This window comes from Micromonospora pattaloongensis (assembly GCF_900107255.1).
In the GTDB taxonomy this organism is placed as follows: Bacteria; Actinomycetota; Actinomycetes; order Mycobacteriales; family Micromonosporaceae; genus Micromonospora_I; species Micromonospora_I pattaloongensis.
Genome location: NZ_FNPH01000012.1, coordinates 68,816 through 93,495, shown reverse-complemented (window position 1 = coordinate 93,495; position 24,680 = coordinate 68,816). Strand labels below are relative to the sequence as shown.

The window sequence follows — 24,680 nt, the reverse complement described above, 5'->3', positions numbered from 1 at the left end:
CTACTCGTCGAGCACCGCGGCGGTGACCCGGTGCAGCGCGAAGGTGTGCAGCATCTCGGTGCGTTCGTCCTCCGCCCGCAGATAACCGCCGCCGATCGAGACCGGCCGGACCAGCCGGGACGCGATCGCGCCGTGCGCGTCCACGTACCCCACCCAGACCAGGGCCCGGTCCCGGACCGCCTGCTGCAGCACCGCCAGCGCCTGCGTGTGCGCCTGCGCCGCGGTCAGCCCGGTCGCGGTGTGCCCGTTCGCGGCGCGCACCGTGACCGGGGCGCGTCGCGCCGCCCGCGCCGCGGCGTCGCCGCGGCGGATCTGCTCGACCACGCCGAGCAGGCGCGGCCCGGTCAGCCGCGGCGTGGTCAGGGTGGCGGCCATCCGCGCCGCCGCGGAGACGCGCGCGGGGGCCCGCCGCGTCCTGCCCCGGGTGAGCATGGCCGCGCCGGTGGCGTCCTCCGGCACCGGCGCGTAGCCGGCCTCGCGCAGCGCGTCCAACATGCGCCCCAGCTGGTACGGCGTGGCCAGCACGGTCGGCGCCAGCCGGCGCAGCGACAGCAGCCCCAGCCGTCGGTCGGCGAGCAGCTCGGCCAGCAGCGGCTCGTCGTCGCTGCGCAGGTACGCGCCGGCCGACCCGGCCCGCAGTCCGCCGTGCTTGCGCGCCACATCGTCGATCAGGTAGGTCAGCGCCTGCGGCACGTCGGTCCGGGACCGGCGCCGGAAGAGGGTGTGCAGGTCGTCGGCGGCGTACCCGGCGTCCAGCGCGCGGCGCACGCTCGTCGCGGTCACCCGGTAGACGCTGGCGCCGCCGGCCGACTCCGGCTCCGCCACCAGCTCCAGCTCGGCGCCGAGCTCCGGCTCCGGCGGGCCGGGGACCACCACGGTCAGGTCGGCCTGGACGAGCACGTGGTCGACCGGCGCGGGGAGCAACGCGTCGAGCGCCTGCACGGCGGCCGACGGCTCGTTCGGGGACTGCTCGCCGCCGGGACGCAGCCCGAGCGGATCGTCGTCGGCCAGCTCCCGCGCCGCGGTCGCTTCGGCGACCAGCAGCCTGCCGTACGCGGTGAGCGCCCCCAGCCCGATCAGCCCGAGCAGGGCCGCCTCGCTGAGCGCCTCGCGCTGCGCGGGCTCGCGTCCCTTGCCGCGCCGTGGTGCCCGCCACGCGAGCAGCCGGAGCGCGTCGTCGACGTCGGGGGCCGCGCCCGGCTCCTGCTCGGCGAGGACCCCGAGTGTCTCGCGCCGCGCCGACGGCGCCCCCGCGCGTTCGGCCTCGGCGGAGAGCACGCTGATCGGCCGGTCCCGCTCATCCCGCTGCCCGATCAGCCCCGGCTGGCGCGTCATCGCCAGCCAGGAGGCGGCCAGTTGCTCCCAGCGCTGGGCCAGCGGCAGCATCCGCCACAGGTCGTACCCGCCGGTCGGCATGACCTGCTGGTCGACGCCGGCCCGCGAGCCCGCCCCCGGCACCTCGGTCTCGCCCAGCAGCCCGGCGGCGTACGCCACCTCGACCAGCAGCGCGGCGGTGCGCTCGTCGAGCCCGGTGATCCGGGAGAGCCGACGCAGGTCGCGGACGCCGAGCCCGCCGGAGCGCAGCATCGGCACCGGCTCGGCGGCCACCGCCTCGACCAGCGCCTCCGTGTGCCGGATGGCCTCCATGGCCTGTCCCGCTCCGGCCGAGTCGACCGATTTCGGGTCCCGGCGCACCGCGGCCACCGCGGGTGCGGTCGGCTCCAGCCGGCCGAGCGGCCCGCAGTCGCGGCGCAGCAGCAGCCCCACCTCGCGCGGCAGCTCGACGGCGTCGGCCGGGCCGCCGAGCGCCGCCTCCCCGTCGCTGATCGGCACCAGCAGCCCGTTCTCCACGAGCCAGCGCACCGGGGACTCCCCGCCGTCGGTGCCGGTGCGGGCGGCCGCGCTGACGGTGCCCACCGGCGGGCCCTCGGCGAGCCGGTCGAGGACCGCCCGCGCGGCCGGCGGCGCGGAGAGCAGGGTGCGCCGTAACCGCGCCGGGTCCGCGCAGAGCGCCGCCGTCCGCGATTCCAGCTCCGCCGCCGGTCGCCCCAACCCCGCGGGGTACGGCGAGCAGACCTCGTCCACGCTCGCCACGACGTGTAGCGCCGAATCCGGCCCGTACACCAGGAACCGGGCCCGCAGCCGGTCCAGCGCCGCTCGGGTCGCGGTCGCGTCGACGCCCTGCGCGGCGGCCACCACGGCCTCGACCGACGTCGTGCCGTCCCCTGGGTCCCGGGTCAGCCGCACCCCGTCGAGGATCTGCAGCGTGAACTGGTCCAGAGCGTCGAGGGCGCGCGCCACCGACACCCGCGACTGGGCGCGCACGGCGAGCGCGGAGATGTCGGCGGGCACCGGCATGACCAGGTCCGGGCGGAGCTGCAACAGCGCGCCCAGGGCCTCGTCGGGCAGCGACCTCAGGTGGTCGGCGAGTGTGGTGGTCATCGTCGTTCAACGCTAGCCGCCCGGAGCGTGTCCGTGCGGCGGGGATGCGCGCGCGGTCGTGCGACGATGATCGAAACCACACCCGCGGGGAGGATGCGGATGCGAGCGGCGTTCACGGTCGGGTTCGACCTGGACATGACCCTCATCGACTCCCGCCCCGGCATCGCCGCGACGTACCGCGCGCTGACCGGGCAGACCGGCGTGTACGTCGACGCCGCCGCCGCGGTGGCCCGGCTCGGCCCGCCGCTCCGCCACGAGCTTCGCCGCTGGTTCCCGACCGACCAGGTCGAGGCGGCGGTCGACGCCTACCGGGCGCTCTACCCCCGTCACGCGATCGCGCCGTCGGTGCCGCTGCCGGGCGCGGTCGACGCGCTGCGCCGGATCCGGGAGCGCGGCGGCCGGATCGTGGTGGTGACCTCCAAGCTCGGCCGGCTGGCCCGACTGCACCTCGATCACCTGGGCCTGCCGGTCGACGAGGTGGCCGGCGACCTGTTCGCCGAGGAGAAAGCGACCGCGCTGGTGGAGCACGGCGTCGGTCTCTACGTGGGCGACCACGTCGCGGACATGGTCGCCGCCCGGACCGCGGGGATTCCCGGGGTCGGCGTTGTCACCGGTCCATGTTCGGCGGCGGAGCTGGTGTCGGCGGGCGCGGCGGCGCTGATCGACGATCTGACCGGATTCCCGGAAGCGCTTCCGCCGTCGCTCCAGTTAGCCTTGTCGGGTCATCCGGATTAGTGAAGTCGAGGTATGTGGTGCCGACGGGTCGAGTGAAGTGGTACGACGCGGGAAAGGGATACGGCTTCGTCACCAGTGACGAGGGTGGCGACGTATTCCTGCCCAAGGGAGCGCTGCCCGCCGGTGTTGCCGAGCTCAAGAGCGGACAGCGCATCGAGTTCGGCGTGGTGGACAGCCGCAAGGGCGCCCAGGCGCTCGGCGTCCAGCTGCTGGACAAGCCGCCGTCGCTGGCGGAGCTGCGCCGCCGCCCCGCCGAGGAGCTGCACGGCATGGTCGAAGACATGATCAAGGTGCTGGAGGCCAGGGTCCAGCCGGACCTGCGCCGGGGACGTTTCCCCGACAAGAAGACCGCGCAGACCGTGGCTCAGCTGGTCCACGCGGTCGCCCGCGAGCTGGAGATCTGAGGCGTCAGGCCGGCGTCCGCGGCGCGACGCAGCAGCGCGTCGACCGCGCCGTAGCCGTCCGGCCCCAGCTCGGCCGTGAACTCGTTCACGTAGAGCGCGATGTGCCGGTCAACCACGTCCGGCTCCATCTCCTGGGCGTGCGCCAGCACGTACTCCCGGGTCGCCTCCGGGTTCGCCCACGCCTGTCGCACGGAGGCCCGGATCCATTCCGCGGCCTCCGCGGGATCCACGGCGCCCCGGCGGGCGAGGATCGCGCCGAGCGGGATCGGCAGCCCGGTGTCGGATTCCCACCACTCGCCGAGGTCGACCAGCGCGGTCAGCCCGAACCGCGGATAGGTGAAGCGGGCCTCGTGGATCACGAGGCCCGCTTCGTACGTGCCGGCGGCGACGCCGGGCATGATCTCGTGGAACGGCACCACCTCGATACGCGCCGGCGGGCGCCGCGCCGACCAGAGGCGGAACAGCAGGTACGCGGTGGTGCGGTCGCCGGGTACGGCGACCGTGGCGCCGGTCAGGTCGGTGCGCCCGCCCGCGGTCAGCACCAGCGGGCCACAGCCCCGGCCGAGCGCGCCGCCGCAGGGCAGCAGGTGATAGTCGTCGAGCAGCCACGGCAGCGCCGCGTAGCTCACCTTCACCAGATCGAACGCTCCGCGCTCCGCCGCGGTGTTCGTGACGTCCACGTCCGCGTACGTCACCTCGACGGCCGGGGCGCCGGGCACCAGCCCGTGCACCAGGGCGTGGAACACGAACGTGTCGTTGGGGCAGGGCGAGATCGCCAATGAGAGCGCCACGCCGTCCACCGTAGTCACTGCCGCTCACCGCCCCCGCCGGCCGGGTCCCGTCGATGTCGCCGCCCTCACCCCGATGCCCCGCCGGCCCGGACGCTGAGCCGATCGACCCACGCGCCCCGGCGGCGGGTCGCGCTAGCCGAGGGCGGCCGCGGCGGCGGTCAGCGCGGTGAACGCGTCGCGGATCCGCCAGGCGCCGCGGTCGCGCGGCCCGATCGGGTTGGAGATGGTGCGCAGCTCCGCGAAGGGGAGACCGGCGCCGGCCGCGGCGCACGCGACGCCGTACCCCTCCATCGCCTCGGCCACCGCGTCGGGATGCCGTTCGGCCAGCGCCCGCTCCCGCTCCGCGGTACCGGTGACGGTGCTGACCGTGAGCACCGCGCCGACGACGGCGTGCGGCAGCGCGGCGCGCAACGTGTCGAGCAGCCCGGCATCGACCGGGACGGCGATCCGACCGAACCCCAGCTCGTCCAGGGAGAGGAAGCCTGCCGGGGAGTCGGCGCCCAGATCAGCGGCGATGCTGGAGGTGGCGAGCACGGTCGCCCCCACCGGGGCGCGCGGGGTGAATCCGCCGCCGATGCCGGCGCTGATCACCGCGTCGTACCGCCGGCCCTCGGCCTCGGCGAGCGCGAGCAGTCGCGCGGTGCCGGCCGCGACCGCCGCCGGACCGACCCCGACCGCCGCGACGGTGACCGCGTCGGTGGTCAGCCCCGCGCGCAGCGCGTCGGCCTCGGCCTCGACGGCCGTGACCAGGAGCAGCCCGCTCAACCCCGCGCCTCCGGCGACTCACGGCGCGATCCCTCGTCGCCGCCGACTCCTGGGCCCCGTACCGCGGACGACGGCCGGTAGATGTGGTAGCCCGGCGGCGCGAGCGGTACGTCCTCGAGCGTCGGCGTCGGATCGGCCGGCGGCGCATCCGGCCCGGACGCCGCGGCCGGCGGCCCGGCGGTCGGGGTGGGCGCGGCGGTCGTTGTCGACGCGGCGGTCGGCGTGACCGGGGCGGTCGGGGTGTGCGGCGCGGCGGTCGACGTCGGGTCGGCGTCGGAGGCGGCCCGGCCGTGGAGGCGTTCGCGGCGCAGCCGGGCGGCCGCCACCACGGCCCACAGCGCGGCGAGAACGACCCCGGCGGCGGCCGCGCCGACGCCGATCCGGCCGCCGACCGGGATCAGGCCCAGCGCGCCGCCGGCGACGAACGCCAGCATGAGCAGCGTTTCGGAGTGCGCGAACGCGCTCGCCCGCAGGCGCTCGTGCACGCGCTCCTGGATGACCGCGTCGACCGCGAGTTTCGCCATCCCGCTGACGATCGCGGTGACGAGGCAGAGCAGCGCGACGGTCGGCAGCGAGAACCGCAGCGTGGTGAAGGTGGCCGCCACGGCGACGGCGACCAGGCCGGTGGCCTGCAGCGCGACGGGCTGATGGATCCGCAGCCGGGTGCCGGCGGCGGTCGCCAGGAAGGTGCCGACGGCGAAGGCGGCGCCGATCAGGCCGAGCGCCCGTTCGTCGCCGAGGTCGCGGCCCAGCAGCTCGGTGGTGAGGTCGCGCGACTTCACCGCGAACGCGAGGAAGAGCAGCAGGAACCCGTAGAGGCCGCGCAGCGCGGCGCTGCCGAGCAGCGCCGCGGTGACGAGCCGTCCGGAGAGCACCCGCGGACGCTTTTCGCGGCGGATCGCGAGCAGCGCGAGCGCCCGCGGCATCGTCTCCGGGGGGTCCGAGTCGGCGCGGGGCGGCAGCCGCAGCGCGATCACCATGCCGACCAGGAAGATCAGCGACGCGATCCGGAGCGGCCACTGCGGGCCGAGCAGGAACGCCGCGAGTCCCAGCGGCACCACGAGCGCCCCGGCGATCGTGCCGTACACGCTGGCGCGGGCGCCGGCCTGGGAGAGGCCGAGCCCTTCGGGCAGCAGCCGCGGCACCGCGGCCGACCGGCCCACGCCGTACGCGCGGGAGAGCGCCAGCACCCCGAACGCGGCGGGGTAGAGCCCGAAGCCGTGGATGTGGTCGGAGAGCAGCCAGGCCAGGAACGCCCGGCCGAGCATGGTGGCGGCCAGCGCGTAGCGGCGGCCGTGCCGGAAGTGGTCGAGCAGCGGCCCGACCACGGGCGCCAACAGCGCGAACGGCACCATCGTGACCAGCAGGTACAGCCCGACCTTGCTGCGCGCCTCGCCGAGCGGAACATCGAAGAAGATGGTCCCGGCCAGCCCGATCGCGATCAGCGTGTCGCCGGCGCAGGACGCCGCGTGGAGATCGAAGAGGCGCAGCATCCCGCGCTCGCCGCCGGCGCCCCGCTCGCGGAGCCGGCCGACCCGGCGGGTCGTCCAGCGCCCGCTGCCCACCGCGCCCCTGCCGAGCAGCCGGAGGCCGCGCACGGCCGTCCCGACGACTCGCCCGAGGGAAGGAAGCAGGGGCATGTGGACCATCCTCGCCCATCCTGGCCGGGTCTGTCGCATCCGCCGGGGGATCGCTCGGGGAGTCATTGGCGGTTGCCTCCGCACGTAGGGAAGAATGTCGGCCGTGACCAGGACCGCCGCCCGTGCCCCCCGCCTCGACCAGGTCTGCGCGAACGCCGTCGATGTGGCGCGTGACGCGCTCATCGAGGTGGTGGAGCCGACCGAGGTCGGCGAGCACCTGAGCGCGACCGCCGAGGGCGACCGGGTGGTCACGCATCTCTTCGAATGCCACCTCGCCGGCTACCGCGGCTGGCGCTGGGCGGTCACCGTCACGCGGGTTCCGCGCAGCCGGCACGTCACCGTCTGCGAGACGGTTCTGCTGCCCGGCCCCGACGCGCTGCTCGCGCCCGGCTGGCTCCCGTGGCAGGAGCGGCTGCAGCCGGGCGACCTCGGGGTCGGCGACCTGCTGCCGACCGCCCCGGACGACGAGCGGCTCGCTCCCGGATACCTGCTCTCCGACGACCCGGCGGTCGAGGAGGTCTCCTGGGAGCTGGGTCTGGGCCGGTCCCGGGTGATGTCACGGGAGGGTCGGGCCGAGACCGCCCAGCGGTGGTACGACGGCGACCACGGTCCCGAGGCGCCGATCTCGGTCGGCGCGCCGCGCGCCGCCCGCTGCGGCAGTTGCGGCTTCTACCTGCCGCTCGCCGGTGCGCTCCGGCTCGCCTTCGGCGTGTGCGGCAACGTCTACGCCCCCGACGACGGCCGGGCGGTCAGCGCCGACCACGGCTGCGGCGCGCACTCCGAGGCGGTCGGCGGGACCGTCGACACGCCGGTGGACGAGCTGCCCACGGTCTACGACGACAGCGAGGTCGAGTCGGTCGCGGTCAGCCGTGCGGCCGGTTCGGTCGAGGAGGGCGAGTCGGCCGAGCCGTACGGGCACGGCTGACGGTCGGTCAGTGTCCGGCGCGCCGCCGACGGCGGTTCGCGTCGTGCCGGAGCATCACGGCGAGGCCGGGCAGGCCGAGGAGGAACCCGGCCAGGCAGATCCCCAGCCAGTTCGTGCGCCCGGTGGCGGCGAGCCAGTCGCGGAACGGCAGCAGCGCCAGACCGGCCACGGCCCACAGCGCCATGCCGCCGAGGGCGAACGGGACCATCGGTGGGTCGAGCGGCTCCGGTCGGGGCGGTTGCCCGACGGATCGCTGGGACGGTGGATGCTGCTGCGACACGTGGCAAGGGTACGACGAGGTCGATTGCTTGCGACGATGCTGGTCGGCACGCGAGTCTGTAACCAATACGAAACTTCGCGGTAACGCGTGATCTGCGACGATGCGCGAGTCAACCCATGATCGGCCTGCGAGGATCTGATGACTGCTGCCCCGGGCGACACCGGCGCGTCCACGCCCGAGACCCCGACCCCGCGCAACGCGTTCGACCGGTTCTTTGAAATCACCGCACGCGGCTCGACCCTCGGCCGCGAGGTCCGGGGCGGGCTCGCGACCTTCTTCACGATGGCCTACATCGTGGTGCTCAACCCGCTGATCATCGGAAACGCGGTCGACGCGGACGGCAAGCGCCTGGCGATCCCCGCGCTGGCCGCGGCCACCGCCCTGGTCGCCGGCGTGATGACGATCCTGATGGGCGTGGTGGGGCGGTTCCCGCTCGCGCTCGCCGCCGGGCTCGGTGTCAACGCGCTGGTCGCGTACGAGATCGCGCCGCAGATGACCTGGGCCGACGCCATGGGTCTGGTCGTGATCGAAGGTGTGATCATCGCCATCCTGGTGCTGACCGGGCTGCGAACCGCGGTCTTCCACGCCGTGCCGACCCAGCTCAAGACGGCGATCGGCGTCGGCATCGGCCTCTTCCTGGCGCTGATCGGCTTCGTGGACGCGGGCTTCGTCCGGGGCGGCACCGCCTCGCCGCCGCTCGGTCTCGGCATGAACGGCCGGCTGGTCACCTGGCCGTCGCTGGTCTTCGTGGTCGGCCTGCTCTTCACGCTGGTGCTGGTGGTGCGGCGGGTCAAGGGCGCGATCCTGATCGGCATCCTCGGCTCCACCGTGCTGGCGATCATCGTGGAGGCGATCGCCAAGGTGGGGCCGGCGGGCGGGCCGACCGGTAAGCCGAGCGGGTGGTCGCTGAACGTGCCCGCGCTGCCCGAGAAGGTCGTGGGCACCCCGGATCTGTCGCTGCTGGGCAACTTCAACGTGCTGGACTCGTGGGAGCGGGTGGGCTGGCTCGTTCCGCTGATGTTCGTCTTCACGCTGCTGATCACGGACTTCTTCGACACGATGGGCACGATGGTCGCGGTCGGCCAGGAGGGGGCCCTGCTGGACGAGTCCGGGACGCCGCCGCGCACCCGGGAGATCCTGCTGGTCGACTCGATCGCCGCGGCGGCGGGTGGCGCGGCGAGCACGTCGAGCAACACGTCGTACATCGAGAGCGCCGCCGGTGTCGCGGAGGGCGCCCGGACCGGTGCCGCCAACCTGGTGACCGGCGTGCTCTTCCTCCTGGCCATGTTCCTGGCGCCGCTGGTGGTGGTGGTCCCGTTCGAGGCGGCGTCCACCGCGCTGGTCGTGGTCGGCTTCCTGATGCTGACGGCGGTCCGCACGATCGACTGGTCCGACTACGAGATCGCCATCCCGGCGTTCCTCGCGATCGTGCTGATGCCGTTCACGTACTCGATCTCGAACGGCATCGGCGCGGGCGTGATCACGTACGTCGTGCTCAAGCTGGCCCGCGGCAAGGCCCGAGAGGTCCGGCCGCTGATGTACGCGGTGGCCCTGCTGTTCGTGCTCTACTTCGCGCGCGGACCGCTGGAGAGCGCGATTCTCTGACCCGGCGGCCCGGGTGCCCGAACCGGGCGCCCGGGCCGTTTCGTCGCCGCGGGTAGCGTGGCGGGCAGAACGGCAGGTCGGGTGACTGCGGTCATAAACCGTAGTCGTTAGCGTTGCTTATTAGTTAAGCTAACGATCGTGACGGAGCGGACGGTGATGTCGAACGTCTCGGCGGCGCAGTTGGCGACGCTGCTGCGCGACGCGATCACCCGGCTGAACCGACGGGTACGGCAGACCCGCCCGGTCGGCGACCTCACGGTGACCCAGCTCTCCGCCCTGACCAGCCTCGAGCTGGCGGGCGCGCTGACTCCCCGTGAGCTGGCCGACGTCGAGCGGGTGCAACCACCGACGATGACCAGGATCGTCGCGAAGCTGGAGGAGCGCGGCCTCGTGCAGCGCACCCCCCATCCGACCGACGGCCGGCAGGTCATTCTCGCGGCCACCGAGGCCGGGCGGGACACGCTCGCCCAGTTCGAGCGGGCGCGCGACGAATGGCTCGCCACCCGGCTCGCCGAGCTGTCCCCGGAGGAACGCGACACGCTGCGGCGGGCCGCGGAGATCCTGCAGAAGGTCGCGCGCGCCTGAGGCCGTGCCAGCCACCGGGTCCGCTTCGTCCGTGACGGATGACGCGTACGACCCGAGGAGGCGCAGATCGAGTGCGGGCGAGGCTGAGCACGACGTTCCAATCCCTGCAGGTCCGTAACTACCGGCTCTTCGCGACCGGTCAGCTCGTGAAGCTGATCGGCGTCTGGATGATGTTCATCGCGCAGGACTGGCTCGTGCTGGACCTCTCCGGCGACTCGGCCACCGCGCTGGGCGTGGTGACCGCCCTGCAGTTCACCCCCGTGCTCCTGCTCACCCTGCTCTCCGGCCGGCTGGCCGACCGCTACGACAAGCGGCTGCTGCTGTTCGTCGCCAACGCCGCGTGGAGCGTGCTCGCGCTGGCGATGAGCGTGCTGGTGCTGACCGGCGTCGCCGAGCTGTGGCACGTCTTCGTCTTCGCCGCCCTGCTCGGGGTCGCCAACGCCGTCGAGACCCCGGTGCGGCAGGCGTTCGTCTCCGAACTCGTCGGCACGACGCTGCTGCCCAACGCGCTCTCGCTCTCCGCGGCGACGTTCAACTCCGCGCGCATCCTCGGCCCCGCGCTCGCCGGCGTCGCGATCGCCGCCTTCGACGTCGGTCCGGTCTTCCTGATCAGCGCGGTCAGCTCGCTCGCCCCGCTGGTGGGCCTGGTCCGGATGCGCGCCGCGGAACTGCACCGGGAGGCGCTGCCGCCGCGCGCCGAGCGGGACTCGGCGCGGGTCATCGACGGGCTGCGCTACGTCTGGCGGCGCCCCGACCTGCTGCTGCCGATGGCGTTGATGTCGGTGCTCGGCATGGTGCTGTTCAACTTCCAGCTGACCCTCGCCGCGCTCGCCAAGACCGTCTTCAAGACCGACGCCGCGACGTTCGGGCTCTTCACCACCGCGCTCGCGGTCGGGGCGCTCGGCGGGGCGTTGGCCGGCAGCGGCCGGCGGGAGCGTCCCTCGGCCTACACCGTGCTCGGCGCCGCCACGGCGTTCGCCGCGCTCGGCACCCTGGTCGGCTTCGCGTCGACGTACTGGCTCGTCGTGGTCCTGCTCGTGCCGACCGGGTTCTTCATGGTCTACTTCGCGCAGGCCGCCAACCAGCGGGTCCAGCTCGGCACCGACGCCGCGTTCCGCGGCCGGGTGATGGCGCTCTGGGTGCTCGTCTTCCTCGGCACCAACCCGATCGGCGCGCCGCTGGTCGGCTGGGTCGCGGAGCGGTACGGCGCCGGCGCGAGCATCTGGCTCGGTGGGCTCATCTCGCTCGCCGCCGCCGGTCTGGCGCTGGCCTGGCAGCTGCGCCGCACCGGCGCCCGGCTGCGGGTGCGGCTGCGCCCGCTGCCCCGGTTCTACGTCGTGCCGACCACCACGGAGCTGTGACGTCGCCGAAGGCCGCCTTCTCCGCCGGGGGAGGGCGGCCTTCGCGACGGCGCGTCCGGCCGCGGCGTTCCGGTTGAGATCGGGGCAAAGCGGTGGCGACCCCCGCCGGCGCCGCTTAGCGTCGGTGGCGTGGCCGTCGTGCACACCCTGGTGCTGGCACTCGCGCTGCTCGCGGTGCTGTGCCTACCGGTCTTCCTCGCCCTGATCCTCGGCGCGGACGAGCTCCTCGACCGACTGGCCTGCGCCGTGAGCGAGTGGCGCGACGCGCGCCGGGAGCGACGGACGATCAAGCAGTTGGACCGGGCGGTGGACGCGGCGTCGTTGACCCGCGACATCGACCTGACCGCGTTCGACGCCGACGGCCGCCCCCCGATCGAGGAGATCGCCGCCGACCTGCGGCGGCTCGCGGGCCAGCGGCTCGGGATCGCCGGCCGGTCCCAGGTGTGGCAGTGCGCCGTGCTGCGGGCGTACGACGACCGGCTACGGTTGGCCAGCCAGCGGCTCGGTGTGGCCGAGCACCTGGCGGAGCTCGAGGGGATGGACCTGGAGATCGAGCGGGTACGCGTGGAGGGCGAGCTGACCGCGGCGGGCCTGTCGCTTCCCGCCGCGCCCTCAGGGCTCCGGCGGAAGCAGCGCGGCGGTTGAGGCTCTTCGTCGCCGCGTACCCCCCGCCGGAGGCGGTGACGGACGCCGTCGCGCGGGTCGAGGGCCTCCGGGTCGGGCGGGCGGCGGCGAGCGGGATCAATGTGCGGCTGACCCGCCCCGAGACGTACCACGTGACCCTCGCCTTCCTCGGCGAGGTGGACCCGCTCCGGCTGCCCGACGTGCAGGCCGCGATCACCCGTGCCACCGCGAACTGGCGTCCGGGGCACGACGGATCCGGACGACCCGCGCCGGTCGTCGACGCCGCGTCCGACCCGCCGCCGCCCGGACCGCCGCGGGTCAGCTTCGCCGGGGGCGGGCGCTTCGGGCGCGGCCGGTTCACCGTGCTCTGGCTCGGCCTCGACGGCGACGTCGACGCGCTGACCGACCTGAGCCGGGCGCTGCGCCGCGAGCTGGGGCAGGCGCGGTTGCCGTACGACCGCAAACCGTTCCGGCCGCATCTGACGATCGCCCGGCCAGGGGAGCGGGTGACGGACGAGGAGGTCGACGCCGACCGGGCGGCGCTCGCCGCCTACGCGGGACCGGAGTGGCCGGTGGCCGAGGTGGCGCTGATGCGCAGTCACCTCGGCCCGCGACCGACCTACGACCGGCTGGCGGCCTGGCGGCTGTAGCCGCTACCAGGCCGCGCCGGCTACCAGGCCCAGGCCTCCGGGCCGGGCCCGCCGTTGCCGACCGGCGGGAAGAGCGCGTCCAGCCGGGCCAACGTCTCCGCGCTGAGGGTCACGTCGAGCGCCCCGAGGTTGGCGTCGAGCTGCTCGACCGTGCGGGGGCCGACGATCGGGGCGGTCACGCCGGGCCGGGAGAGCAGCCAGGCGAGGCCGACGTCCGCCGGATCGTGGCCGAGATCGGCGCAGAGCTTCTCGTACGCCTCGATGGTCTGCCGGTGCGCGGCCAGCGACTCCGCCGCGCGGCCGGTCTTGGCCCGCGCCGCGCCGCCCTCGGCCAGCTTGCGGATCGCGCCGCCGAGCAGCCCGCCGTGCAGCGGCGACCACGGGATGATGCCGAGCCCGTGATGCTGGGCCGCCGGGATGACCTCCAGCTCGACGTGCCGGGTGAGCAGGTTGTAGATGCACTGCTCGGAGACGAGGCCGAGGAAGTTGCGCCTGCCGGCGGCGGCCTGTGCCGCGGCGATGTGCCAGCCGGCGAAGTTCGACGAGCCGACGTAGAGCACCTTGCCCTGCGCGACCAGCGTCTCCATCGCCTGCCAGATCTCCTCCCACGGCGTGGCCCGGGAGACGTGGTGCATCTGGTAAAGGTCGATCCAGTCGGTCCGGAGGCGGCGCAGCGAGTCGTCGCAGGCGCGGATGATGTGCCGCGCGGACAGGCCCTGCTCGTTGGGCCATTCGCCCATCTTGCCGTACACCTTGGTGGCCAGAACGACCTTGTCGCGGCGCCCGCCGCCCTGCGCGAACCAGCGCCCGATGATCTGCTCCGTGACGCCCTCGCCGAGCTGCCAGCCGTAGACGTTGGCGGTGTCGAAGAAGTTGATGCCGTGTTCCAGCGCGCGATCCATGATCGCGAAGCTGTCGGGCTCGCTGGTCTGCGGGCCGAAGTTCATGGTGCCGAGGCAGAGCCGGCTCACCGACAGCCCGGTGCGGCCCAGGTTCGTGTACTCCATCCCTTCACCCTGCCACGCTCGGACGGAGCGCGCCGATGAGGGACGTGTCAATGAATCAAGGGCCTGTCCGCGTCATCGGGGATCGATGAGCGCGGACAGGCCCCTGGTGGACGGGATCGCCGGTCAGGAGGTCTCGCGGGCGGCCGGGCCGGTGCCGAAGAGGACGTCGTCCCAGCTCGGCAGCCGCTTGCGGGGTTTGCTGGACGTCTCGCCCGACTCGCCGGCCGCCGGTGTCCCGGTCGTCCGACGCGGCCGGAGCACGGCCAGCGACGGCACGGCCGGCACCTCCTTGGGCAGGTCGGCGTCGTCGTCGAACGCGGACCCCTGGCCGCCGCCGATCAACGCCGCCGCCCCACCGGAGACCGGGCGTTGCCGGGTCGTCTCGGTCGGGCCGGCCGAGGCCGCCGGCTCGAGGCCGCGACCGGCGTTCGAGCCGAGCGGCCGCTCCAGCGAGGCGAGCAGCGCGTCGCGGCCGGCACGGATCGGGTCGCGGTTGGGTCGGGCGAGGTCGGCCGCCGCCGCGGGCAGCGCGTGGCCGCCGCGACCGGGGTCGGTGCGGGCCGGGCCGGGCAGCGCGTGGCCGCCGCGCTCCGGCGCCGGCTCCTGACCGAGGATCGGCGCCGGACGCTCGGTGCAGAGGTACTGCGCCATGTCGTCGTGCGGCGCCACGGCCTGCCGCGTCTTGTCGAGCTCCCAGACGGCCTGCGCGGTCGCCTTGCCCGACGGCCAGGTGGCGATGATCCGCCAGGTGCCGTCCTCGCGTCGGTACGCGTCCCAGGAGATCTTCTCGGTGTCGATGCCGTGCTGCCCGAGCCGGGCGTCCACGACCTCGGCCAGCGGCGAGCCCTTCTCCGACGTCTTCAGCGGGGTGCGCCGGGCGTGCTGCGCGAGCATCGCGCGCTCCTGGAGCACCGGCCCGGCGTAGCGCAGGACGCGGTCCACCGGAACGCCGGCGACCCGGGCGACCTCGTCGGCGGACTCGCCGGCCCGGATCCGGGCCTGGATGTCGCGCGGCGACAGCGAGGGCATCGGCTCGCCGGTCGGCACGGCCACGGTCAGCGTGGCGGTCCCGGAGCCCGGCTCGCTGTGCAGCGCCGTGGTCACGCGGTCGTCGATGGGCAGCGCGAGCAGGCGGCCCACCTCGTCGGCCAGGACCAGAGCCTGGCCGTCTTCGGAGAGGGCGACGAAGCGTACTGGTCGCATCGCGTTGCCTCCGTCCCGCTCAGCTCCCCCTCGCCGCAGGCGGGTACGCCCGGGCGTCCTCCCCGGACACGGTACGCCCATACCTCGATCGACGGGAGTAGGCCACGCCGGGGGAGTCGCGTGAGCTGCGACAATTACCGGCCGCTGGGCGGGAGGTCACACCGGTGGGGCGCGGGCGGCGGTGCGGGCCGGGCGCGGCGTGGTGGGGGCCGGCGCGCCGACCCCCACCACGGCTGGTCAGAGCCGGTCCACCACGTAGTCGATGCAGGCGGTCAGCGCCTCGACGTCGGCGGGCTCGACCGCCGGGAAGAGCGCGACCCGCAGCTGGTTACGGCCCAGCTTCCGGTACGGCTCGGTGTCGACGATGCCGTTGGCCCGCAGCGCCTTCGCGATCGCCGTCGCGTCCACGTTCTCGGCGAAGTCGATCGTGGCAACCACGTTGGAACGCAGCGCCGGGTCGGTCACGAACGGGGTGGCGACCGCCGAGCGCTCCGCCCAGCCGTAGACGATGCCGGCGCTCTCGGCGGTGCGCTTGCTCGCCCAGCTCAGGCCGCCCTGCGCGTTCATCCAGTCGGTCTGCTCCGCGGCGAGGAAGATCGTGGCCAGCGCCGGGGTGTTGTAGGTCTGCTCCAGGCGCGAGTTGTCGATCGCGGTGACCAGGTCCAGGAAGGCCGGGATGTAGCGCCCGGAGGACTTGATCTCGGTGGCCCGGGCCAGCGCGGCCGGCGACATCAGGGCGATCCAGAGCCCGCCGTCGGAGCCGAAGCACTTCTGCGGGGCGAAGTAGTAGACGTCCGTCTCGCGCACGTCCACGTCCAGGCCGCCCGCGCCGGAGGTGGCGTCCACGAGCAACAGTGCGTCGTCATCCGCGCCGGCCACCCGCCTGATCGGCACGGCGACGCCGGTCGAGGTCTCGTTCTGCGGGGTGCCGTAGACGTCGACGCCGGCCTCGGCGACCAGCGACGGGGCGGAGCCCGGCTCGGACTTGCGGACGGTGGGCTCGCCGAGGAACGGGGCGTCCTTCACGGCCTTGACGAACTTGGCGCCGAACTCGCCGAAGCTGGCGAACTGGGCCCGGTCCCGGACCAGCCCGAACGTGGCCACCTCCCAGAACGCGGTGGTGCCGCCGTTGCCCAGCACCACCTCGTACCCCTCGGGGAGGTTGAAGAACTCGGCGAGACCGCGGCGCAGCCGGGCGACCTGGTCCCGCACGGTCTTCTGCCGGTGGGAGGTGCCGAGGTAGCTCGTCGCCACGTCGGCGAGCGCGGACACGGCCGCCGGGCGGACCTTGGACGGTCCGCAGCCGAACCGGCCGTCCGCGGGCTTGATCTCGTCGGGAATCCGAATGCTCGAAACGTCAGCCACGGTTATCGAAGATCCTTCCGGGTGGGCGTGGTCCGCCCTTGAGGTGGCACTGGCTGCCCGGCGACGCTGCCGAGGGTCCATCCTCGCACTCGGCACGCGGCGCGCGTTCGGTAGTCCCATGCCCGCGGCTGAGGTATGCCCCACACCGGGCGGGAAGTCACCGAAGGGCCCCTTGCCATGCGGAAACCGATGACAGGGGCCCTTCACTCGCGGGTCAGACGCCGTGCGGGATGGCGTCCCAGCCCTCGACGTCGGCGGGCTTGCGCGGCGCCGGCCCGACGTACTGCGCCGACGGGCGGACCAGGCGGCCGAGCCGCTTCTGCTCCAGGATGTGCGCGCTCCACCCGCCCATCCGGGCGCAGGTGAACATCGAGGTGAACATGTGCGCGGGGACCTCGGCGAAGTCGAGCACCACGGCCGACCAGAACTCGACGTTGGTGGCGAGCACCCGGTCCGGCTTGCGGTTGTGCAGCTCCTCCAGGGCCGCCTTCTCCAGCGCCTCGGCGATCTCGAAGCGCGGGGCGCCGAGCTCCTTGGCGGTGCGGCGCAGCACGCGGGCGCGCGGGTCCTCGGCCCGGTAGACCCGGTGCCCGAAGCCCATGAGCCGCTCGCCGCGGTCGAGGACGCCCTTCACGTACCCCTCGGCGTCGCCGCTGCGCTCGACGGCCTCGATCATGTGCAGCACCCGGGACGGCGCGCCCCCGTGCAGCGGGCCGGAGAGCGCCCCGATGCCGGAGGAGATGCAGGCCGCGGCGTCGGCGCCGGTGGAGGCGACGACGCGGGCGGTGAAGGTGGAGGCGTTCATGCCGTGCTCGGCGGCGGAGATGAAGTACGCGTCGACGGCCTTGACGTGCCGCGGGTCCGGCTCGCCGCGCCAGCGCTTCATGAAGCGCTCGACGATCGTCTGCGCCTTGTCGATCTCCTTCTGCGGCACGGCCGGCAGGCCGAGGCCGCGGGCGGACTGGGCTACGAAGGAGAGCGCGGTGACCGACACCCGGGCGAGGTCCTCGCGGACCTGCTCGTCGCTGATGTCGAGCAGCTGGTTCAGGCCCCAGTACGGCGCCAGCATGGCCACCGCGGACTGCACGTCGACGCGGATGTCCCCGGAGTGCACCGGTACGGGGAACGGCTCGGCCGGGGGCAGGCCGGGGCCGAAGCGTCCGTCGACCAGCAGTGCCCACACGTTGCCGAACGACACCTGCCCGATCAGGTCCTCGATATCGACCCCTCGGTAGCGCAGCGAACCGCCTTCCCGGTCGGGCTCGGCGATCTCGGTCTCGAAGGCGATCACGCCCTCCAGCCCCGGCTTGAAGTCGGACATTTCGCTCTCCTGGATCTGGTTGGTCCCGCCTGGTCCGCGCGCGCACGGGGCAACGACGGCGATGTTCAGCGATGTGTTGCGTGTCATCTTGCCTGGTGGGGAAGGAAGTTACGACCCGGGTGACCTGTGCTCCGGGTGACACGATCACCGGGGCGGGCGCGGCGGGGGCCCGTTGGCGGTCCGGAGTCGCAGGCCAACGCGGGTTCGGGCCGGCCGACGTCGATGTACGAGAATGGCGACGTGACGGGTGACACACTGCAACCGGCGCAGATGCGGCGGGAATACGTCCAGGAGAAAGGCCTTTCCCGAGCGGACATGGCCGACGACTGGCCGACCCAGTTCGGGCGCTGGTTCGCCGACGCGCTCGCCGCCGGCCTGCCCGAGCCGAACGCGATGATCGTCGCGACCGCCGACGAACGGGGGCGGCCGAGCAGCCGGACCGTCCTGCTGAAGGGCTACGACGCCCGCGGGTTCGTCTTCTACACCAACTACGAGTCGCGCAAGGGTCGGGAGGCGCTCGCGAACCCGTACGCCAGCCTGCTCTTTCCCTGGTTCCCCCTGCACCGGCAGGTCTCGGTCTGCGGCGCGGTCGCCCCGGTGGACCGGGCCGAGACCGAGGCGTACTTCGCGACCCGCCCGCGCGGCTCCCAACTCGGCGCCTGGGCCAGCCCGCAGTCCACCGTGGTGCCCGACCGGGCGGCGCTGGACGCGGGTTTCGAGGCGGTCGCGGAACGCTTCGGCGCCGCGGACCCGGTGCCGCCACCGCCGCACTGGGGCGGACTGCGCGTGATCCCGGAGACCGTGGAGTTCTGGCAGGGGCGGCCGAGCCGGCTGCATGACCGGCTGCGCTACCGCCGCACCGACCAGGGAAGCTGGCTCATGGAGCGGCTCGCGCCGTGAGTGCGGAAGCGGTGACAAGGGAGCCTTCCCGTCGGGTTGGGCGTGTCCGCGCGCCAGCCGTTAGGGTCCGGGCATGAGCAAGCTCGCGGCGGGGGCGCGCCCGCCCTCCGGTGCACAGTGGAGCATTTCGGCCGAGGGGCACGAGGCCGTCGTGGTCGAGGTGGGCGGCGGGCTGCGGAGCTACCGGGCCGGCGGGGTCGACTACCTCGACGGGTACGCCGAGGACGAGCTCGCCGTGGGCGGGGCCGGTCAGGTGCTGGCGCCCTGGCCCAACCGGATCCGCGACGGGCGCTACACCTTCGACGGCGTCGAGCGGCAGCTGGCGCTGACCGAGCCCACCCGGCACAACGCCATCCACGGCCTGGTCAACTGGGCGCCGTGGCGCTGCGTGGCGCACGACACGGACCACGTCACGGTCGAGTACGTCCTGCCGGCCCAGCCGGGCTACCCGTGGACGCTGCAGCTGCGCACGCGGTGGCGGGTCGGCGGGGACGGCCTGGGGGTCACCCACGAGGTGGTGAACCTCGGCCCGGCCCCGGCGCCGTTCGGGCTCGCCGTCCACCCGTACCTGCGGCTGGCCGGCGCGCCCGTCGACGAGCTGTCGCTGCGGCTGCCGGCGCGGACCCGGCTCCAGGTCGACGACCGGATGCTCCCGATCGCCGCGACCCCGGTCACGGGCGGGGAGTACGACTTCACCGAGGCCCGCCGGATCGGGGCGCAGACCCTCGACACCGCCTTCGGCGACGTCGACCGGGGCGACGACGGCGGCTCCGCGGCGACGCTGACCGGCGCCGACGGCGCGGCGGTCACGGTCTGGGCGGACCGGGCGTTCGGCTGGTGGCAGGTCTTCACCGCGGACACCCTCCCCGGCGAACGCCGGCGGCGCGCCGTGGCGCTCGAACCCATGACGTGCCCACCGGACGCGTTCCGGTCCGGACGGGACCTGATCGTGCTCCGACCCGGCGAGCCGTGGCGGGCGAGCTGGGGCATCCGCCCCGGCGCGGCCTGACGCGTCGGTCGTCGGGGAGGCGCGCGTGGAGTTCTCCGAGGTCGTCCGCCGGCGGCGGATGGTGCGCAACTACGACCCGGACCGTCCGGTGCCGGCGGAGGTGGTCGACCGGCTGCTCGACCACGCGGTGCGCGCGCCGTCGGCGGGTTTCTCCCAGGGCTGGGGCTTCCTGGTGCTGGAGAGCGCCGCCGACCGGGAGCGGTTCTGGGCGGCGACCACCCCCGAGGGCGGGGGGCGGGGCCGCTGGCTGACCGGGATGCGGCGGGCGCCGCTGATCATCGTGCCGCACGCCAACCGCTCGGCGTATCTGGACCGGTACGCCGAGCCGGACAAGGGCTGGACCGACCGGGACGAGCGGCGCTGGCCGGTGCCGTACTGGCACGTCGACACGGGGTTCGCGGCGCTGCTGATGCTGCTGACGGTCGTGGACGAGGGGCTGGGGGCGTGCTTCTTCGGCATTCCACCCCAGCGGACCGGGGCGTTCCGGGAGGCGTTCGGGGTGCCCGCGGAGTTCACCCCGATCGGTGCGATCACCGTCGGCTACCGCGTGCCGGACCACCGGTCACCGTCGTTGCGGCGCGGGCGGCGCCCGGTCGGGGAGGTCGTGCACCGCGGTCGGTGGGCCGGGCGGGAAACTGACAACGACTAACAAACCGCAGTGTCGGCGGCGGTCGCTAGGCTGACACAGCGCCGGGCGTACGACGGGGGCCCGGCACGTCGGCGGCTCGGCCCGCCGACGGTGAACGGGTACGGCGACATGGGAGGGGAGCGTGCCGTCGTGATCTTCAAAGCGGTCCGGGACGGGCGTCCGTACCCGGACCACGGGCTCACCCTGAAGCAGTGGGCGGAGATTCCCCCACGGCCGCTCCGGCTCGACCAACTGATCACGACGAAGCGGGAGCTCGCCCTCGACAAGCTGCTCGCCGAGGACTCGACGTTCTACGGCGACCTCTTCCCGCACGTCGTGCAGTGGAGCGGCGGGCTCTACCTGGAGGACGGGCTGCACCGGGCGCTGCGGGCGGCGTTGCAGCAGCGCAACCAGATCCACGCCCGCGTGCTCGTGCTGTCCTGAACGCCTCGTTAAGGTGAGCGGCATGGTTGTCGCGCCGCTCGATCTCCTCGACCTGGACACCAGCCTCTCCGACGAGGAGCGGCAGATCCGCGGTGTGGTCCGCCAGCTGATCGATGAGCGGGTCCGCCCGCACGTCGCCGACTGGTACGAGCAGGGCCGCGTCCCCGCCCGGGAGCTCGCTCTGGAGTTCGGCAGGCTCGGCCTGCTCGGCATGCACCTGACCGGCTACGGCTGCGCGGGCGCGTCCGCGGTGGCGTACGGGCTGGCCTGCCTGGAGTTGGAGGCCGGCGACTCGGGACTGCGCTCGCTCGTCTCGGTGCAGGGCTCGCTGGCGATGTACGCGATCTGGCGGTACGGCAGCGAGGAGCAGAAGCAGCGCTGGCTGCCGCCGATGGCGGCCGGCGAGGCGATCGGCTGCTTCGGCCTGACCGAGCCCGACCACGGCTCGGACCCGGCCTCGATGACCACGCGGGCCCGGCGGGACGGGACGGACTGGGTGCTCACCGGCGGCAAGATGTGGATCACCAACGCACCGGTCGCCGACGTCGCGGTGATCTGGGCGCGGACCGACGACGGCGTCCGCGGCTTCGCGGTGCCGATGGACACCCCTGGCGTGACGGCCCGGGAGATCCGGCACAAGATGTCGCTGCGCGCCTCCTCGACCGGGGAGATCGTCCTCGACGACGTGCGGCTCCCCGCCGACGCCTGGCTGCCGGAGGCGATCGGGCTGCGGGCGCCGCTGTCGTGCCTGACCGAGGCGCGGCACGGCATCGTCTGGGGCGCGCTCGGCGCGGCGCGCGACTGTCTGGACGCCACGCTGGACTACGCGCGCGGCCGCGAGCAGTTCGGCCGCCCGATCGCGGGGTTCCAGCTGACCCAGGCGAAGCTCGCCGACATGGCGGTGGAGCTGCAGAAGGGCTTCCTCCTGGCGCTGCACCTGAGCCGGCTGGCGGATGCCGGGCGGCTGCGGCCGGAGCAGGTCAGCGTCGGGAAGCTGAACAACGTGCGGGAGGCGCTGGCGATCGCGCGTCAGTGCCGCACGATCCTCGGCGCGAACGGCATCAGCGGCGAGTACCCGATCATGCGGCACGCCAACAACCTGGAGAGCGTGCTGACGTACGAGGGCACGTCGGAGATCCACCAGTTGGTGATCGGGGAGAAGCTGACGGGGCTCGCCGCGTTCGCCTGAGTCGCCCCGCTCTCCCGGCTCGCGGGTGTCGTACGGTCGCCGTACCGTTGCCGGTAGGCATCTGATGAGGACGGTGAATCGACATGGCCGCCAGCGGTGATGTCAACCAGCCCACGAGCGAGTTCCCGGAGTACGTGAAGGGCCAGGCGAGCCCGCCCGACGCCGGCGGGCCGCGGCGGTCGGAGCCGGCCGAGGGAGATCATGAGCCGGGGCCGCCGCGGGGCGGGTCCGCCGGACTGCTCGACCGTTCCGCCCACCGCGGGCTGCTGCTGCTCGTCGGTGCGGTCGGATTGGTCATCGTGCTGGTCCTCGGGGCGCAGGCCGTCGGCGTGTGGCCGCAGTGGCGCAACCCGTTCGCCCAGCAGCAGACCGACCGCACCCAGCCGCCGCTGCTGCAGTCGATCCAGGACCTCAGCCGCTACGTCGCCGCCGAGGGCAACTTCCAGGTCGTCGTCGACCTGCAGCAGGACCGCAAGTACGTGCCGGACTTCCTGATCAACCAGCGCACGCTGTTCATCGGCGCGGGCAGCGTGGAGGCGTACGTCGACTTCGCGAAGATCTCCGAAGGGGCGATCGAGGACTCCGCGGACGGGAAGTCGGTCGAGATCGAGCTGCCCGGGCCGCAGCTCGGGCAGGCCAATCTCGACCTGGGAAAGAGCTACGTCTTCGCCGAGCAGCGCGGTCTGATCAACCGACTCGCCGAGGTGTTCGACGGCGACCCCAACCGGCAGCAGCAGGTCTACCAGCTCGCGCAGGAGCGGATCACGGCTGCCGCCCGGGACAGCGGCCTGGTCGCGCGTGCGGAGGAGAACACCCGCAAGATGCTGGTGGGGCTGCTCCGCTCGCTGGGGTACGAGAAGGTGACGGTGAGCTACACCGCCGCGTGACGTCGATCGCTCGCCGCCGATGGCGGGACGCCACCGGCGGCGAACGGTCGGTCAGTGATAGGCCGGGTGCCGGTCCTCGTTCGGCATGAGGATCCACAGCACCACGTAGATCACGGCCTGCGGGCCGGGCAGCAGCAACGAGAGCACGAACAGCAGCCGCACCATGTTGGCCGACATGCCGAAGCGTTGCGCCAGGCCGGCGCAGACGCCGGCGATCATGCGGTTGTGTCGGGGGCGGGTGAGCTTGCCTCGCATGTCTTCCACTCCTTCGGGCCGATCCGGGTACTCCGTGGGCCTTCCTCCACGGTAGGGGCGCCCGGCCACGCCGCCCTCGGCCTGCGGACGGAGTTCGGGCGCCCCGGCCCGTAGGTGGTTACCCCGTCGGCGCTCGGGTGAGCCCCCCGGGCCGCGGCGCCGGGTAGGCTCGCCGGTGACCCGCAACGTTGCCGGCCCACTTCCGCGCGCCCAATCCGGGCGGCGGCCGCGCGTGCGCGGCAGCAAAGGGGTGGACCGCGGTGATCAGTGTCTTCGACCTCTTCAGCGTGGGCATCGGCCCGTCCAGTTCGCACACGGTGGGACCGATGCGCGCGGCGCGCACCTTCGCCCTCGGCCTGAAGGCGGACGGGCTGCTGGCGCACACGACGCGGGTCCGCGCCGAGCTCTTCGGCTCGCTGGGCGCGACCGGTCACGGTCACGGCAGCGACCGCGCGGTGCTGCTCGGGCTCGCCGGCGAGCTGCCGGAGTCGGTCGACACCGACAGCATCGACGGGCGGATCGAGGCGGTCCGGCGCACGTCCCGGCTCGGGCTGCTCGACGCGCACGCGATCGCCTTCGACCCCGACCGCGACCTGCTGCTGCACCGCCGGCGCTCGCTGCCGTACCACCCGAACGGCATGATCTTCACGGCGTACGACGAGGCGGGCGAGGTCGTACGCGCCCGCACCTACTACTCCGTCGGCGGTGGCTTCGTGGTGGACGAACGGGCCGCCGGCGCGGACCGGATCACCCCGGACACCACGCCCGTACCGCATCCGTTCCGCACCGGCGGGGAGCTGCTGGCGCACGCCCGGCAGCGCGGATCCGTCAGCGCGGTCATGCTGGCCAACGAGCGGGCGTGGCGGACCGAGGCGGAGATCCGGGCCGGGCTGCTGGAGCTGTGGCGGGTGATGCAGGAGTGCGTCGAGCGGGGCTGCAGCCGCGACGGCGTGCTGCCGGGCGGCCTGCGGGTGCGCCGCCGCGCCGCCGAGCTACGCCGCAAGCTGGAGTCGGAGCACTTCGGCACGGACCCGCTCCGGGTGATGGACTGGGTGACGCTCTTCGCGCTGGCGGTGAACGAGGAGAACGCCGCCGGCGGCCGGGTCGTCACCGCGCCGACCAACGGCGCCGCCGGGATCATCCCCGCGGTGCTGCACTACTACACGCGCTTCGTCCCGACCGCCACCGAGGACGGAGTGCTGCGGTTCCTGCTCGCCGCGGGCGCGATCGGCGTGCTCTTCAAAGAGAACGCCTCGATCTCCGGCGCCGAAGTGGGGTGCCAGGGCGAGGTGGGGTCCGCCTGCTCGATGGCGGCGGCCGGGCTCGCCGAGGTGCTCGGCGGCACCCCGGAGCAGGTGGAGAACGCCGCCGAGATCGCCATGGAGCACAACCTGGGGCTGACCTGCGACCCCGTCGGCGGGCTGGTGCAGATCCCGTGCATCGAGCGGAACGCGGTCGCCAGCATCAAGGCGATCACGGCCGCGCGGATGGCGCTGCGTGGCGACGGCGTGCACACGGTGTCGCTGGACAAGGTCATCAAGACCATGCGGGAGACCGGCGCCGACATGAAGGTCAAATACAAGGAGACCGCGCGCGGCGGACTGGCCGTCAACGTAATCGAGTGCTGAGCCTCCCGTGCTCCGGCGCGCGGCAGAATGGACCCGT

At 73.8% G+C, this 24,680-nt stretch carries 25 protein-coding genes; 15 read left to right on the top strand and 10 right to left on the bottom strand.

The annotated features are described in order from the left end of the window. On the bottom strand, positions 1-2,442 hold the full coding sequence (locus BLW47_RS22220; RefSeq protein ID WP_091561634.1) for a helicase-associated domain-containing protein: 2,442 nt from the start codon (positions 2,440-2,442) through the stop codon (positions 1-3). A 99-nt stretch (positions 2,443-2,541) separates the two neighbouring features. Here BLW47_RS22220 and BLW47_RS22215 point away from each other — a divergent pair, with 99 nt between their 5' ends. Both BLW47_RS22215 and BLW47_RS22210 read left to right on the top strand, forming a co-directional pair. Further along, complete coding sequence (locus tag BLW47_RS22215; protein ID WP_091561726.1) at positions 2,542-3,177, top strand: HAD family hydrolase; 636 nt, start codon at positions 2,542-2,544, stop codon at positions 3,175-3,177. A gap of 17 nt (positions 3,178-3,194) precedes the next feature. Further along, positions 3,195-3,581, top strand: a complete 387-nt coding sequence (locus BLW47_RS22210) for a cold-shock protein (protein WP_091561729.1) — start codon at positions 3,195-3,197, stop codon at positions 3,579-3,581. Here BLW47_RS22210 and BLW47_RS22205 read toward each other — a convergent pair. From BLW47_RS22205 to BLW47_RS22195, 3 genes are all read right to left on the bottom strand, one after another. After that, the gene (locus BLW47_RS22205) at positions 3,542-4,372 is read right to left on the bottom strand and encodes a 1,4-dihydroxy-6-naphtoate synthase (protein WP_091561732.1); all 831 of its coding nucleotides are present in this window, start codon (positions 4,370-4,372) and stop codon (positions 3,542-3,544) included. The genes BLW47_RS22210 and BLW47_RS22205 overlap by 40 nt on opposite strands. A 132-nt stretch (positions 4,373-4,504) precedes the next feature. Further along, on the bottom strand, positions 4,505-5,137 hold the full coding sequence (locus BLW47_RS22200) for a futalosine hydrolase (protein ID WP_091561631.1): 633 nt from the start codon (positions 5,135-5,137) through the stop codon (positions 4,505-4,507). Further along, positions 5,134-6,786 (bottom strand): MFS transporter, encoded by a 1,653-nt coding sequence (locus BLW47_RS22195; RefSeq protein WP_245736922.1) that lies wholly within the window; start codon positions 6,784-6,786, stop codon positions 5,134-5,136. Before BLW47_RS22195 ends, BLW47_RS22200 begins: the two co-directional genes overlap by 4 nt. 85 nt (positions 6,787-6,871) lie before the next feature. On the opposite strand from BLW47_RS22195, the gene BLW47_RS22190 reads away from it, so the two are divergent. Next, the gene (locus BLW47_RS22190; protein WP_091561626.1) at positions 6,872-7,702 is read left to right on the top strand and encodes a DUF3027 domain-containing protein; all 831 of its coding nucleotides are present in this window, start codon (positions 6,872-6,874) and stop codon (positions 7,700-7,702) included. Between the two features lie 7 nt (positions 7,703-7,709). On the opposite strand, the gene BLW47_RS22185 is transcribed toward BLW47_RS22190, so the two are convergent. Next, complete coding sequence (locus BLW47_RS22185) at positions 7,710-7,910, bottom strand: DUF2530 domain-containing protein (protein WP_091561622.1); 201 nt, start codon at positions 7,908-7,910, stop codon at positions 7,710-7,712. A gap of 210 nt (positions 7,911-8,120) precedes the next feature. Between BLW47_RS22185 and BLW47_RS22180 the strand changes: the two genes are divergently transcribed. The 5 genes from BLW47_RS22180 (at position 8,121) to BLW47_RS22160 (ending at position 12,807) form a co-directional block, all read left to right on the top strand. Then, positions 8,121-9,587 (top strand): NCS2 family permease, encoded by a 1,467-nt coding sequence (locus tag BLW47_RS22180; protein WP_091561619.1) that lies wholly within the window; start codon positions 8,121-8,123, stop codon positions 9,585-9,587. A gap of 138 nt (positions 9,588-9,725) precedes the next feature. Next, positions 9,726-10,172: a MarR family winged helix-turn-helix transcriptional regulator gene (locus BLW47_RS22175; RefSeq protein WP_175543757.1), complete on the top strand. Its 447-nt coding sequence runs from the start codon at positions 9,726-9,728 to the stop codon at positions 10,170-10,172. A gap of 71 nt (positions 10,173-10,243) precedes the next feature. Then, the gene (locus BLW47_RS22170; RefSeq protein WP_091561615.1) at positions 10,244-11,533 is read left to right on the top strand and encodes an MFS transporter; all 1,290 of its coding nucleotides are present in this window, start codon (positions 10,244-10,246) and stop codon (positions 11,531-11,533) included. Between the two features lie 129 nt (positions 11,534-11,662). Continuing rightward, positions 11,663-12,178: a hypothetical protein gene (locus BLW47_RS22165; protein WP_091561612.1), complete on the top strand. Its 516-nt coding sequence runs from the start codon at positions 11,663-11,665 to the stop codon at positions 12,176-12,178. Beyond that, positions 12,175-12,807: a 2'-5' RNA ligase family protein gene (locus BLW47_RS22160; RefSeq protein WP_091561609.1), complete on the top strand. Its 633-nt coding sequence runs from the start codon at positions 12,175-12,177 to the stop codon at positions 12,805-12,807. Before BLW47_RS22165 ends, BLW47_RS22160 begins: the two co-directional genes overlap by 4 nt. Before the next feature lie 20 nt (positions 12,808-12,827). Here the strand turns inward: BLW47_RS22160 and BLW47_RS22155 are convergent, their stop codons facing one another. The 4 genes from BLW47_RS22155 to BLW47_RS22140 all read right to left on the bottom strand — a co-directional run bounded on the left by BLW47_RS22155 (position 12,828) and on the right by BLW47_RS22140 (position 17,703). Continuing rightward, positions 12,828-13,814: an aldo/keto reductase gene (locus BLW47_RS22155; RefSeq protein ID WP_091561606.1), complete on the bottom strand. Its 987-nt coding sequence runs from the start codon at positions 13,812-13,814 to the stop codon at positions 12,828-12,830. 123 nt (positions 13,815-13,937) lie between these two features. Beyond that, the gene (gene sepH / locus BLW47_RS22150; RefSeq protein ID WP_091561603.1) at positions 13,938-15,017 is read right to left on the bottom strand and encodes a septation protein SepH; all 1,080 of its coding nucleotides are present in this window, start codon (positions 15,015-15,017) and stop codon (positions 13,938-13,940) included. A 237-nt stretch (positions 15,018-15,254) separates the two neighbouring features. Then, positions 15,255-16,382 (bottom strand): phosphoserine transaminase, encoded by a 1,128-nt coding sequence (gene serC, locus BLW47_RS22145; RefSeq protein ID WP_091561599.1) that lies wholly within the window; start codon positions 16,380-16,382, stop codon positions 15,255-15,257. Positions 16,383-16,596: 214 nt separating this feature from the next. Continuing rightward, positions 16,597-17,703, bottom strand: a complete 1,107-nt coding sequence (locus BLW47_RS22140; RefSeq protein ID WP_091561595.1) for a citrate synthase 2 — start codon at positions 17,701-17,703, stop codon at positions 16,597-16,599. Positions 17,704-17,925: 222 nt separating this feature from the next. Between BLW47_RS22140 and pdxH the strand changes: the two genes are divergently transcribed. The 6 genes from pdxH (at position 17,926) to BLW47_RS22110 (ending at position 22,760) form a co-directional block, all read left to right on the top strand. Beyond that, on the top strand, positions 17,926-18,603 hold the full coding sequence (gene pdxH, locus BLW47_RS22135) for a pyridoxamine 5'-phosphate oxidase (protein ID WP_091561591.1): 678 nt from the start codon (positions 17,926-17,928) through the stop codon (positions 18,601-18,603). A 73-nt stretch (positions 18,604-18,676) separates the two neighbouring features. After that, positions 18,677-19,612 carry an aldose 1-epimerase family protein gene (locus BLW47_RS22130; protein WP_091561587.1) on the top strand — a complete coding sequence of 312 codons (936 nt, stop codon included), beginning with the start codon at positions 18,677-18,679 and terminating at the stop codon, positions 19,610-19,612. A gap of 25 nt (positions 19,613-19,637) precedes the next feature. After that, entirely contained in the window at positions 19,638-20,261 is a 624-nt protein-coding gene (locus tag BLW47_RS22125; protein WP_091561584.1) for a nitroreductase family protein, read from the top strand. 129 nt (positions 20,262-20,390) lie between these two features. Continuing rightward, a complete protein-coding gene (locus tag BLW47_RS22120) occupies positions 20,391-20,684 on the top strand; it encodes a type II toxin-antitoxin system VapB family antitoxin (RefSeq protein WP_091561721.1) in 294 nt (97 codons plus the stop codon). Positions 20,685-20,706: 22 nt separating this feature from the next. After that, entirely contained in the window at positions 20,707-21,873 is a 1,167-nt protein-coding gene (locus BLW47_RS22115) for an acyl-CoA dehydrogenase family protein (protein WP_091561580.1), read from the top strand. Between the two features lie 83 nt (positions 21,874-21,956). Beyond that, positions 21,957-22,760, top strand: coding sequence for a DUF4230 domain-containing protein (locus BLW47_RS22110; RefSeq protein WP_091561576.1), 804 nt, complete (start codon positions 21,957-21,959; stop codon positions 22,758-22,760). Between the two features lie 51 nt (positions 22,761-22,811). Here the strand turns inward: BLW47_RS22110 and BLW47_RS22105 are convergent, their stop codons facing one another. Continuing rightward, positions 22,812-23,015, bottom strand: coding sequence for a PspC domain-containing protein (locus BLW47_RS22105; RefSeq protein WP_091561572.1), 204 nt, complete (start codon positions 23,013-23,015; stop codon positions 22,812-22,814). Between the two features lie 260 nt (positions 23,016-23,275). Here BLW47_RS22105 and BLW47_RS22100 point away from each other — a divergent pair, with 260 nt between their 5' ends. After that, the gene (locus BLW47_RS22100; RefSeq protein ID WP_091561567.1) at positions 23,276-24,643 is read left to right on the top strand and encodes an L-serine ammonia-lyase; all 1,368 of its coding nucleotides are present in this window, start codon (positions 23,276-23,278) and stop codon (positions 24,641-24,643) included. Positions 24,644-24,680 lie beyond the last annotated feature (37 nt).